Annotated in this window: 13 protein-coding genes; 3 read left to right on the top strand and 10 right to left on the bottom strand. The window is 35.8% G+C overall.

Annotated elements, in window-relative coordinates; translation table 11 throughout:
* The first annotated feature begins 117 nt into the window (after positions 1 to 117).
* Complete coding sequence (locus ALLST_RS11030; RefSeq protein ID WP_019892861.1) at positions 118 to 669, top strand: DUF1836 domain-containing protein; 552 nt, start codon at positions 118 to 120, stop codon at positions 667 to 669.
* Positions 670 to 797: 128 nt separating this feature from the next.
* On the opposite strand, the gene ALLST_RS0104315 is transcribed toward ALLST_RS11030, so the two are convergent.
* The 10 genes from ALLST_RS0104315 to tnpA form a co-directional block, all read right to left on the bottom strand.
* Positions 798 to 1,562, bottom strand: coding sequence for an SDR family NAD(P)-dependent oxidoreductase (locus tag ALLST_RS0104315; protein ID WP_019892860.1), 765 nt, complete (start codon positions 1,560 to 1,562; stop codon positions 798 to 800).
* 290 nt (positions 1,563 to 1,852) lie between these two features.
* Complete coding sequence (locus ALLST_RS0104310; RefSeq protein ID WP_019892859.1) at positions 1,853 to 2,605, bottom strand: type 1 glutamine amidotransferase; 753 nt, start codon at positions 2,603 to 2,605, stop codon at positions 1,853 to 1,855.
* The gene (locus ALLST_RS0104305; protein WP_019892858.1) at positions 2,602 to 3,918 is read right to left on the bottom strand and encodes a MurT ligase domain-containing protein; all 1,317 of its coding nucleotides are present in this window, start codon (positions 3,916 to 3,918) and stop codon (positions 2,602 to 2,604) included. The genes ALLST_RS0104310 and ALLST_RS0104305 overlap by 4 nt, the downstream gene beginning before the upstream one ends.
* A gap of 259 nt (positions 3,919 to 4,177) precedes the next feature.
* A complete protein-coding gene (locus tag ALLST_RS0104300) occupies positions 4,178 to 4,525 on the bottom strand; it encodes a hypothetical protein (RefSeq protein ID WP_019892856.1) in 348 nt (115 codons plus the stop codon).
* A 90-nt stretch (positions 4,526 to 4,615) separates the two neighbouring features.
* Positions 4,616 to 4,918 carry a PTS sugar transporter subunit IIB gene (locus ALLST_RS0104295; RefSeq protein WP_019892854.1) on the bottom strand — a complete coding sequence of 101 codons (303 nt, stop codon included), beginning with the start codon at positions 4,916 to 4,918 and terminating at the stop codon, positions 4,616 to 4,618.
* 275 nt (positions 4,919 to 5,193) lie between these two features.
* Positions 5,194 to 6,462 carry an exonuclease domain-containing protein gene (locus ALLST_RS0104290; protein ID WP_019892853.1) on the bottom strand — a complete coding sequence of 423 codons (1,269 nt, stop codon included), beginning with the start codon at positions 6,460 to 6,462 and terminating at the stop codon, positions 5,194 to 5,196.
* A 563-nt stretch (positions 6,463 to 7,025) separates the two neighbouring features.
* Positions 7,026 to 7,496, bottom strand: a complete 471-nt coding sequence (locus ALLST_RS0104285) for a DUF3284 domain-containing protein (protein WP_019892852.1) — start codon at positions 7,494 to 7,496, stop codon at positions 7,026 to 7,028.
* 20 nt (positions 7,497 to 7,516) lie between these two features.
* Complete coding sequence (locus ALLST_RS0104280; RefSeq protein WP_019892851.1) at positions 7,517 to 8,125, bottom strand: hypothetical protein; 609 nt, start codon at positions 8,123 to 8,125, stop codon at positions 7,517 to 7,519.
* A gap of 96 nt (positions 8,126 to 8,221) precedes the next feature.
* Positions 8,222 to 9,346 (bottom strand): RNA-guided endonuclease TnpB family protein, encoded by a 1,125-nt coding sequence (locus ALLST_RS0104275; protein WP_019892850.1) that lies wholly within the window; start codon positions 9,344 to 9,346, stop codon positions 8,222 to 8,224.
* Positions 9,336 to 9,746 (bottom strand): IS200/IS605 family transposase, encoded by a 411-nt coding sequence (tnpA, locus tag ALLST_RS0104270; protein ID WP_019892849.1) that lies wholly within the window; start codon positions 9,744 to 9,746, stop codon positions 9,336 to 9,338. Before tnpA ends, ALLST_RS0104275 begins: the two co-directional genes overlap by 11 nt.
* Before the next feature lie 282 nt (positions 9,747 to 10,028).
* On the opposite strand from tnpA, the gene tnpB reads away from it, so the two are divergent.
* Together tnpB and tnpC are read left to right on the top strand one after the other, a co-directional pair.
* Positions 10,029 to 10,409, top strand: coding sequence for an IS66 family insertion sequence element accessory protein TnpB (gene tnpB, locus ALLST_RS10095; protein WP_019892745.1), 381 nt, complete (start codon positions 10,029 to 10,031; stop codon positions 10,407 to 10,409).
* 132 nt (positions 10,410 to 10,541) lie between these two features.
* Positions 10,542 to 12,323 carry an IS66 family transposase gene (gene tnpC / locus ALLST_RS0104260; protein ID WP_019892848.1) on the top strand — a complete coding sequence of 594 codons (1,782 nt, stop codon included), beginning with the start codon at positions 10,542 to 10,544 and terminating at the stop codon, positions 12,321 to 12,323.
* The last annotated feature ends 57 nt before the right edge of the window (positions 12,324 to 12,380 follow it).

Here is a 12,380-nt window from a genome sequence, read left to right as displayed (position 1 = left end):
CTGAAGATAAAGTTAGTTTTATGCTTGGTTCACGTTAATTTTGCGCTCACTTGCATTGCTTTTTATTTTTTTCAACTTCTATCTCACGAATATTTTTCATTTTGATATAATAACGGCATGCCAAACAATACTAAACATCATGACATGCTTACTCAATACAAAGTTCCCCGTTGGAGTGATTTTCCTGCGATTGATTTATATATGGATCAAGTTGTCGAGTTATTAAATTTCTGGCTCGATGATTTGTATTTTGATTCAAAAAAACCATGTATTACACCGAGCATGATTAACAATTACGTTAAAAGTTCAATCGTTAAACCACCGGTCAAAAAACGTTATACAAACTATCACTTAGCTTTTCTCTACGTTGTAATGGTTTTAAAACAATGTTTTATGTTACAAGATATCTCGGATATGATTGGAATCTATTATTCAATGGACCATACTTTACATACCGAAGCGCATTTTAATAAATTTGCAGAAATCTTTGAACAAATGTTACACCAGCAAATGACAACGGGAAAGATTGAAGATATTCAATTCGATCCGCCGAACTGGCAAACTGATTTAATGATCAATGTCCTTAAAACAGTTTGTTGCCGTTTATGTAGCATGAGTATTCTTGCTGATTCTCGCGAAGATAAACGAACAATGGAAGAGAATTTATAACGCTTTTTCGTCTATCTTGTATTCGCTAATGTGTCTTTCCATTTCTCTTTAAATCCATTGTAATCTAAAAATTCAAAAAAAACGGCTAGTCGCTGATCGGCTAGCCGTTTCATTTTAAATTTTGTGGATTATAGAGATGCTCCAAAATCAGAAACTAGAATTTGTCCGGTAATTGCTTTTGATTCATCAGAAGCTAAAAATAACGCGATGTTTGCGATGTCTTCAGCAGTAGATACTGGAGCTTTTAAATCTAAATGTGTTGCCATGGCATGCATCATATCGTTATCCAATTCAGCTGGATCCATATTTGTAGTCATTGGTGTCGCAATTGTTCCTGGGCATACCGCATTGGCGCGAATACCAGTTCCTGCATAACGAAATGCAGTATGTTTAGTCAAACCAATGATACCCGCTTTAGATGATGCATATGCAGCTGGTCCACATCCTTTTTCTCCTGCGACAGAAGCAATGTTGACGATAGATGCTGCATCATTATCTTTCATTTCTTTGATTGCTGCACGAGTTACATACATTGTACCTTTTAAGTTTGTATCGATAATACGATCAATATCTTCATCTGTTGCAGATTCGATAGGTTTCATACCTGATTCAAGAGTTCCAGCATTGTTGACTAAAATGTCAATTTGGCCAAAGTGACGGATCGCTTCTTCGATTAAATGATTGGCATCATCGACATTCGCGATATCACATGGAACGACGAGGACTTCCCCACCGGCATCTTCGATTTCTTTTGCAACTTGTTCTAATTTTTCTTTTCTTCTTGCAGAGATGACAACTTTTGCCCCTTCATCCGCAAACAGTTTGGCTGTTTCGGCTCCAACACCGGAGTTCCCACCGGTAATCACAGCAGTTTTGTCAGCTAAACGATTCATATATTCTTTAAATTCCTTTCGTAGCAGATATTGTTCTGCCCTTATTCTCTAAATATAAGCAGTTTTTTTATTTTTACAAGCCAAAGGTCCTGATCCCTATTTTTACGATGTAATAGATAATATAATGAACGGATCTGAATGTGGACTATATCTAAACTTAAAGTACTTTACCTTTAAGCGAAATGAGACTCATCATTCGTGTATGAAATCAATCGTTACTGCGTATAAGCATATTCATTAATCCAATATTGATTAGGATTCACTGTAAGTTGATCTGTGGAACTGATTGACTATTCGGGTTGATCATTTAGTTGATAGCGATCCAAAATTGCTTTTCGTGCAGGCGCTTGCCAAGGGTTATCCATTGGTGCAAGGTCTTGTAGCGTAAATTCTGGATGTCTTTTTTGTAGTGCTTTTACTAAAACAAAATCGGCAAGTTCGCCATTTTTAGGTAAAAGTGGACCATGTAAATAAGTCCCTAAAATATGACCATCATAATAGCCTTCCATTCCGGCATCAAACGCATTTCCATTTCCTTGAATTACACGACCTAATGGATGTTCGACGTTCATCGTTTGTCCACCATGGTTTTCAAATCCGACTAAGCGCAGATGGATCCCATCTAAATTTGCATCGCAGACCACGTTGCCAATGCAACGACTTTTATCTTTTCCAGTTAATGAATAATAACTGCCTACTTGAACCCCTTCAATTTTTTGGTGATCTACAGTTTCGTAATATTGACCAAACAATTGGTAGCCACCACAAATTAAAAAGAAAAAAGTATTTTGAGCAATTGCTTGATGAATATTGTCTTTGCGCTTTAATAAATCTGGAATGAGTGCAACTTGCTCTTTATCCGCACCGCCACCCATAAAGCAAAGATCGTATTGACATAAATCAGCTTCTTGACCAATACCAATCGTATCGACTTCGAAATCAATTCCACGAGCTTGAGCACGTTTCGATAGAGTCATGATATTCCCTTTGTCACCATATAAATCCATGATGTCGTGGTACATCCAAGCACATTTTATTTTCATAGACCCATCTCCTTCGTAATTGCTTTTCGAGCAACAAGTAAAGCAGTATAGGTAGCAATCACATAAACGTGTTCACTACTTGCTAGAGCTTTCGATACTGCTTGATCAATATCGTCTTCGATACTTAAGTCGTTTTGATAATCACCATAGAATAAGCGTAAAGCCATATCGCCCGCTCTTCTTCCTGTGCAAATAATTTGTTTCGTTTGATCGTCCATCAGTTTTTCAAAATGCGTATCATAGATCCAAGAAACATCGGTTCCATCTTGTTCTTTGTCGTTTAAGACAATAACAATCGCTTTTTCATTTTGATCTTGTTCAATCACCTTTAAAACTTCATTTGCACCAGTTGGGTTTTTGATCAAGTTCAAAATGACTTCTTGATTTCCTTTTGTAAAATGTTCATTTCGTCCTGCTGGTTTAGGCGCATCTTTGAGCATGGCATCAAAGGCAGTAGCAGGAACATTAAAATGCTTCATCACAGCGGCAACGGCTGCATAGTTATACATTGAATACATTCCTTCATAAGGTCCTTGATATTGATGTTGATCAATGACAAATGTTTGGCTCGTTAAATTGATATCACTTAACGCAACATCGTATTCTGGAGTTTTAAAATCACAATTTGGACAAGAATAATGACCAATATGTGAATATTGGTAATAATCGTAATGTAAACGTGATGCGCAAATAGGACAGAATTTTCCTTCAGCTGCTTCAAGGCCATTTAAAACTGAATATTGATTTTGTCCAATCCCAAAATAAACAGCATTTGCTTTAGGCGCTTTTAAAGCAAGGCGTACTGTATTCGGATCATCTCCATTCAATACTAAAGTGCCTTGATAATTAGGTAAGACGCTTTCGATGGAGTTAATTAGCTGTTCCATCTCTTTTGCACGGTCTAATTGATCGCGAAAGAAGTTTGTAACGACAAGTGCGCTAACAGGGATATAAGGTAAGACATGGCGAATATTTAATTCATCTACTTCTAATACACAGACATCCGCATCGACTGTTCCATTCATTTTTGTATGCGTTAAGATAGCGGTCGTAATTCCTGCTTTCATATTGTCGCCTTTACGGTTCGAAATGACGCGTTTTCCCGCTTTTTCAAACATACTAGAAATCATATTCGCGGTACTTGTTTTTCCATTTGTTCCAGTAACAAGAATAACAGGTCCATTAAATTTAAGCTTAGAGAGTGAGTCTGGATCGAGCTTCAAAGCGATTGTCCCGGGCATTGAGCCACCGCGACCCACCATAGACAGCAAGCACAACGAAGTTCTTGCAGCGAGTACAGATAATTTTGACATAATATTTCCTCTGCCTTTTCGGCTGTTTTTTTATTTCATAATGTTCTTTTTAAAATTACAGAGTTATTATAATTCGATTTATTGGTGAAAACAAAAAATGCAACTTTGAATCTTAAACGAAACAATTGGATTCTCTATGATAGATTCCGAGTGCCTCAATATTGTACCGCATTTGTAAAATGCAATAAAAAAAGACATGAAACTTATTGAACAAGTGTTATTCGATCACCTGTTTTTCGTCTTCATGTCTCCTTATTTTTTATTTAACAGATTCGATTCGTTCAACGCCATCTAAGATTGCAGGAGCTGTTTCTTGAATTTGACCATTGTAGAAGATTTCGACTTGGTCTCCAACTTGAATATCTGCCGGCATTTCAATATTGACATAGGAAACTGAGAATACATCTGAACTATTCAATTCCTCAGATCCTTCGATGGGTTCAACCAATAAATTTGTTTCTTGGATTTCTGTAATCGTCGCAATGACGGAAGCAGTTGAATCAATGCTTGTTTGTTGAGCAGGTTTTGTGGAACATGCCGCAAATAAAAGTGAGCTCATCGCTAAACAAACAAGTCCTTGGCTAGCGTGTCGTCTTTGATTTTTCATCTTAATCTCCTTTCATAATATGCATCTTTATTGTAGAAAATACTTCATTTCGAATACAGGTACACTGTTGAAAGGTTTTGTAAGATTGGTTTAATCATCAAGTAAGTTCATGGCATTTTCTAGAATTTTAGAACTATTTAAGGCACCATAATCTTTCATTTCCATCACATAAACAGGAAGTTCTGGCTTTAATGAATGAATAATGCTTTCTTCGTGTCTAACTTGTGGACTCAAAATTAATAAGTCTACTTGATCTAAATGGCGTTTTGCCTCGCCAACATCTTTTGCATCAATATCGCATGTAACCCCTTTGTTTTGGGCAACAACCCGCATATCTCGGACTAGCATACTTGTCGAAATTCCAGCATTACAAGCGATTAAAATTTTTTTCATCCAAATCCCTCCTTCGTTAATCGATAGATCAAAATCAAAGCAGTTGTTTAGACTTGATCTTAACAATTTTTTATTTATGTGGATGATTGACTATATTCATTGTACATATTTAAAAGCATTTTCAACTCTCTTTTTAGAACTTTCATGTATTTATTGCTCGTTTCAAACAATTTGATCCATATTCAATCTTTTCTATCTAATTTCACGACTTATTTCACTTCAAATAATGCACTTAAAAAGCTCTTCTTTAGTGAATCACTAAAAAAGAGCTTGATTTATTTTGAATCAGTATTTGATTCTTGTTTTTGAACTTTTTTCGCTTTTTGCGCCACTTGAGTTTGTGCTTTTCGTCTTAAAATCGTCCGTTGGCTATGATGTTTATTCGACTTTGTTGTTTTAGTCGATTTAATCGCTTTTTGCGAAGAAGTGCGTTCTCCATTAGTCACTTCAACTGTTTTTTGACCTTGAAGTGATGGATTTGTAGCAGTATCTTTTTGAATATTCTTTTTATTCAATGTAGCCTTTGGTTTAACAATTGCATCTTTATTCGGTGCGTTTTTAATCGATCCGCTTGAAGTCAGTTGGCGCTTGCCTTTTCGTTTTTGTTTAGCCCGTTGCGAATAAATATCGTATTGTGCCGATTTTAACATTTTCCAATTAGGCGAAACACGTTTAATGTTTTGAATTCCTTTTTCTAGAATGCGAATGGAATCGTAGCGTAGATTTAAGGATTCATAAACTTGCGCTAGACGTAAATACATGCCAGGTGACATCCAATGCTTAAATGCCGCTAGCTCATAGTTGAAAATTACACCTTCATAATTTCCTTCCTCATAACATTGATCCCCTTTCGCTTTAGCTTTGGAAGCGGAAAGTCTAGTTGAGGGAGCATTGGAATGAAGTTGTTTATGGACATAGCTTAAATAAGATTTCAATTGCCTTGCGGTAGGTTGATCTTGATGCTTGCTAGGTTTAAATTTCGTTTTACGAATTTTATGAATGAATGGCGTAATATCCATTTGAAAGTGATCATACATGTAACAAACGATTTGACAACAGCAGTTGACATCACTTTGCGGATTATGATGATCAAGTTCAATATTGAGGTGTTCAGCGATATTGGAGAGTTTTAGATCTCCTTTACCTTGTTTACCTTTGTAGTAAAACTGTTCCATCACATCCATCGTATCTAAATACTCAGTAGCATGGATTTCAGTATGGAATCTCGCCAAGTCTTTGTTGAGTACACTAATATCACTCATCGCATTATGCGCCCCAATAATATAAGGTTGTTCGAAGTATTGCTTGTAATCTTGCCAAAATTGTTCAAGTGTTCGGGCATTAATGACATCTTTGCGTTGAATGTGATGAATTCGAATATTAGGAGCGGAGAAAAATGTTTGGGGATTAATCAGTTCCGTTGCACTTACGACTTGTTCACCCTCATCAAAAACAAGAATTGAGATTGCACAAATACAATTGTTATTGAGATTGGGAATTTCGACATCTACAAACGTATATTTTCCTGGATATGGAAATTTCATTGTCTACACCTCCCTTTCATTTACAGCACGTAAAGGATTTGTCCTCTGATTGATCACCTAAAGATCTTACCAAACCAGCCAAATTCATGGTTTAGCAATTCGATCTTGAATCGTCTACAAACATTGTTGTTTTCGTTGGGTGATTAATAATCCCTTTACTATAGAGTTTACTCTATAATCCCTATTTTCGATACTTGACTGTCAGCTAGATCAAAAATTCCAATTTCAGACAAATTCATTTCTCTAATCTTTTTGATTTTAGGAATTATCTTAGATCATGCGATAACAGTCTTAAAAATAGATTGTGTCCTTTGCGATTTTAAACTAAAACTTTCTCAAATCATAGAAAATCACTCTTGATTTCATGAGAATTGTTGAGGCAATGTTTGACTACATAAATTTAATCCTGACAAATCACTTATGAAGCGCTGATTTTATTCTTGATAAAATTCAATTCGAAAATTAAGGATATATAAAAATCCGGAACACAAAGTCCTTTTTTAACAATTGTCTTCCGGATGATGTGGCATATAAAAATGAATAGACTATTTAAGTAAATTCGTTTAGTCTTGTTGTTCTTGTTCTGCAAGTTTTGCGATGCAATCTTTTTGGGCGGCTTTAATGGAGCGCAACAAACGGGATCGAGTTGTCCGCGCTGAGAATTTTGCTCGCCATCCTCTTGGTTCTAATGCTGTATCGCCATATGTTTTTTCCATGATGTATAAAAAGTCTGTTTTTGTCCCATTTTCGAGCGGTTTGAATTCATACGTTACTTTTGTCGAATGTTCTGCCGTTGAAAAGACAACCACAAAACGTTCTGGGCGCTTGGCATCTTTGATCGTATAGCGGGTCCGTGTCGTTTTTCCACTCTTTTGATCTACTGATCTTACGCGATGGGTATATCCAGTTTTGATATCTTCGCGATTTAATTGAACATCGAGGTCGATTTCGATTTGTTCAATAATTGTATCAATCATGTAATCGTAAAAATCTTCAGGGCTAACGTTTAAAACTTCGTTTACTTCAATTTGCATAACTATATTCCTTTAATATTTTATAGACTTTGATCCTGATCAATGAGATTTAAAGCTAATTCCATTTCTGTTTTTGAAGGACAAAGAAATGAGATATTCGCTTTTTTGACTTGAATATTCACTACATTGGCTTGCGTAAGATTGAAATCAAATTTTAGATCTTGCAAGCGATGAACAAAGTGAAAATCTTCATCTAAACAAAAGAAGCGTAAATTTGTAAGATAAAACACATGCGGCTTAGATTGATAGTAGTTCGTACGCATTTGATCGATCCAATACACTTCTTCATGCTTTAACAATGGAAGTTGTTTACTCTTAATCTTCGGTTTTCGGTGAGCTAAAAGCGCTTTTCGGGCTGATTGTGGAAGAATTGTATAAATCTCATGTTCTTTTTCCTGTAAAATTTTAGGCCGCAAATAGGCGTAATAAACACCAGTAAATAACGTAAAGATCACAAGCCAAAATTTCCAGATAGGGCTTTGATGGACAACATTGAAGACCATCAGTCCACTCGATAAAACCATAGCAATATAAGTAATTGTTTTTATAACTGTATATTTCACAATGGTAATGATAGCAGTTTTTAGTGAACTACCCCGACTTAAAGAAGTCGGAGCTTCTTGCTTCAACCACCGCGGTTATTATCACACTCCTATGAGCAGTTTTCCCACAATGTCTACAAGCGTTGCGTTTGGCGCGTCCCACACCTACGTAATCATGATACTTTATGATGCTTTCAGCATACGAAGTCCTTCGATTTTAATATTTTGCGCAGCATTTTGGTCACGATCGAGAATCGTTCCACAATGAGGACAAGTCCATTCTCGTATAGATAAATCCTTTGTGATGGAAGATTTCTCGCCACAATGATGACAAATTTGACTGGATGGAAACCATTTGTCTACTTTTACTAGACAACCACCACGTTCTGTTAATTTATAATCAAGCATATTCACGAACATTCCGTAGCCGTTGTCTAATGTAGCTTTTCCATTACCGAAACCTTTATTTGCCATTACACGCATATTTAAATCTTCTACACAAACACAAGAATACTGATTGGCTATCTCAGTAGACTTTTTATGTAGAAAATCTTTACGTTGATTTGCAATATGTCTATGAATTTTCGCAATACGTTTTTGTTGTTTTTTATAATTACCGCTGCCAACAACCTTATGCTTTAATTTTTTCTGCCGTTTTGCTAATTGATCTGCTGAATCACGAAAAAAACGTGGCATATTACAACGGTTCCCATTGTGATCCACATATAAGCCATTGGATGCATAATCCAAACCTAAAGTGAGCACTTCTTTTACAGCAACAGAAGCCGACACCTGTTCATACTCATAAAGTACAGATACCTGATAAGAACCATCTCTATTTTGAGATACAGTAGCGGATTTAATTAGCCAATCACTTGGCGCTTTACGATGTATAATCGCTTTTACTTTTCCTAATTTTGGCAACTTAACATAGCGATCGCCAATATCAATATTGTTATTGGTAAAATTTGTTGTATATGACTTGCGTGATTTGTGTTTACTTTTGTATTTTGGAAAACCACCTAATCGTTTAAAGAATCTGTCATACCCATCTGCTAAATGAAAGATTGCGTTTGTAAGAGCAAATTTATCAATCTCTTTAAGAAACGGGAATTTATTTTTAAGTTCATGGTTGCAATAATCATTTGCATTGAATTTTGACAAATATTTTTCTCCATTTTGATGGCGTTGTCTTTGAACATCCAACATTTGGTTATACACAAATCGACAAGAACCAAATGTCTTTTGGCACTGTATACTTTGTTCTATATTTGGTTGAATCGCATATACAAACGCTCTATTTGCCATGATTCTTTTCTCCTTGTGATTGTATATATTGTTGAATAATGTCTACAGTTACACCGCCTGTACTGATCAAACAGTAGCTTTGCGACCAAAACATTTCTTTCCATAATGAGTGTCGAATGGAAGGAAATTCTTTTTTAATCATCCGACTGCTCGCAGATTTATAAGCATTAATAAACTTTGAAATCTCGCTATTTGGTTGTCCTCTAAAAAGAACATGTACATGATCGACATCATGGTTCCATTCTTCCAATAAAATATTATATTTTGGGCAAATATATTCGAAAATCTCTTGTAATCTATTTGAAATTGTGTTGTCTATCACTTTATTACGGTATTGAATACACATAATTAGATGATAATGTAATAAAAACACTGAATGATTATTTGTATCGAAATTCATTGAATTTATAACCCTTCTATACATTACGACTGATTAAATTATACAACAAAAAACACAAGGATTTTGTAAAGGGAACGGTGCTAACCCCTCCCTATTTCATAGAGGAAGGGTATTGCGCACCTGTTTTTTGTTGGTGAATTATCAAATTAAACGCAACATTTAATGTGAGTTGAACGAATCGATCACTTTTAGAAAGGATTGTAAGCGTCAAATGAATGACGGGTATTAAGATGAATAGCCTTTTGAGATAATTCGATCAGTTATCTCAGGGGGCTTTTTATTATGAATGATTTCGGCTATTTAGATCTTGGAATAGATTTCTCCAAAGTCAAAAACATTATTCTAGTGAATAACCCAGCCGATCTTCGTAAAGGGATTGATGGTTATGCTTCTATCATTCAGGGAATTTATCACCTAGATCCAACGGATGGTTCTTTGTATCTTTTTACTAACCGAACCAAAGATAAAATGAAAGGAATCCTCCATGATGGCAATGGTTACTGGTTGGTCTATAAACGTCTAGCTAGATCTCATTTAAAATGGCCTTTTACTGAAATAAATCAATATCAAACAATCAGCTCATCACAGTTACAAGCTCTACTATCCGGAATGACAATTGTGCCAGACCCTCAATTTTTACCTCAAAAACCAAAATACATTTAACCCAGCAGGCCACTCTGCTGGGTTTTTGACAAGAACTATATACATATGAAAAAACACATATTTAACATACTTAAATTTAATATAATATCTTATTAAGTTTCATATTATGCATAAATAAGATATAATACAGTTATGGTAAGAATAGATCCTGAAATTAAACAAAAAATCCGAACTAACATAGCGACTCAGATTCGTGAACAAACAAAAGACATGGACAAAAACGATGTCGTGAATTTACTTATTGATACAGTCTGCGAATCTCAAGGCAGAAAAGAGCTCAATAATTATCTCCAAAACGCTCTTTTTGCCGCAAAAACTGAAAACATTCAACTCAGACTCTTTGACTTAGATACCTTAGAACCAACTGATTTGGAAAAAGACACAATCGAATTCTTGAACGAAAAACGTGAAGCCTGTGAGATTACTGAAGAACAGTATCGCGAAGTTTTAGCTAAAGTCCAAAATCATCGAAAAAAGTTGGACAACCAATTAAACGATCTGAAAAAGCTAGATGCCGTTAAGAAAAACAAACCAAGAAAAGACTGCAGAAACCACGAACCCGATATCATCGATGTTATTCAACTCGATGAAAACACTCTCTGCCCATTCTGTGGCAGAAAGATGTCCCATTTAGATTATTCGGAAAAAACCGTTATTGAATACCAACCAGCTCAATACCTAATCAGAAAAATCAAACTGGAAAAAAAGGTTTGTCCGGNAGGATGTACAGATGAAAACGGAAAATCGATGATCNTCAAAGCTCAACCGAAAGAACCAGATCTCATTGACAAGAGCATTGCCACAACTTCTCTTGTTGCCGGACTCGCTTATGAAAAATTCATGATGGGCACACCGTTATACCGCCTTGAAAAGGACGCCTCTGCTTTGGGAGTAGATCTGTCTAGACAGACAATGAGTAATATTTTACAGACGTGCTATGAACAATATCTAATCCCCATCTGCGAACAGATCAATCAGGATCTAGTGAAGCAAAATGTCATCCATATGGATGAAACACCGCTACAGTGTCTTGCCTTAAAAGACCGATCGACTTCCTATATGATCTGTGGAGTTAGTGGAGAATATGCACAACAACAAATGGTTCTTTACCAGTTCAATGAAAGTCGAAAAAAAGAATTTATCATAAGTATGCTTGGGACAGATTTTACCGGCGCACTCATGACAGATGGACTGCAAGGCTACAGATCCTATCCAGGATGCACAAAACTATCTTGTTTGGCACATGCAAGACGGTACTTTTATGATGCCGTTAACTGTAGGGATGATTATGCCCAATTGAAAAAGATTTTGAATGCGTATAAAAATTCCGATGATATTCCGGAAAAAGCTCAAGCCTTCCTTCAAGAACATGAGTCTTTAAATCGTTTAGTTGCCATTTTAAAACAAATCGCAGAACTGTATCAAATCGAGAATGACTTTTCTGATTGTTCAACTGAACAGAGAACACAGGCCAGAAAAAAGCTAAGCAATCCTCGTTTTGAAAAGTTAGTGCAAGAAGTTGAAATTGTAGCAGAAGGATTCGAAGAGAAAACGAAAGCTCATAAAGCTGCAACATACTTCTTGGAGCGTAAAGAAGAATTAGCGAGATACATAGAAAATGGCATTTATCCGATCGATAATAATTTAGCTGAAAGAAAAATAAAGAGTTTCGTGATCGCAAGAAAGAATTTCTTGTTCTCGAATAGTGTCAGCGGAGCAGAATCGGCTGCTGGGTATATGACACTGCTAGAATCAGCTAAAATGAATGGATTAAACCCATTCATGTACCTAGAACACGTTTTGAATACATTGAAGTATTACAAAGAAGAGCAAATTCCACAGAAAGTAGTGGAAGAGTTAGTTCCATACTCTAAAAATCTTCCTGAAAACTTATATCTTCAGTCAAATAATTAAGGCGCTGTATTCTGTTTAGCTACAAACAGAATACAGCGCCTTTTATTCTAATAACAC

The sequence above is a fragment of the Allobaculum stercoricanis DSM 13633 genome (genome assembly GCF_000384195.1).
Classification (GTDB): Bacteria; Bacillota_I; Bacilli_A; order Erysipelotrichales; family Erysipelotrichaceae; genus Allobaculum; species Allobaculum stercoricanis.
Note: the sequence above shows the minus strand (reverse complement) of the source record. Positions and strands in the feature narration are given on the sequence as shown.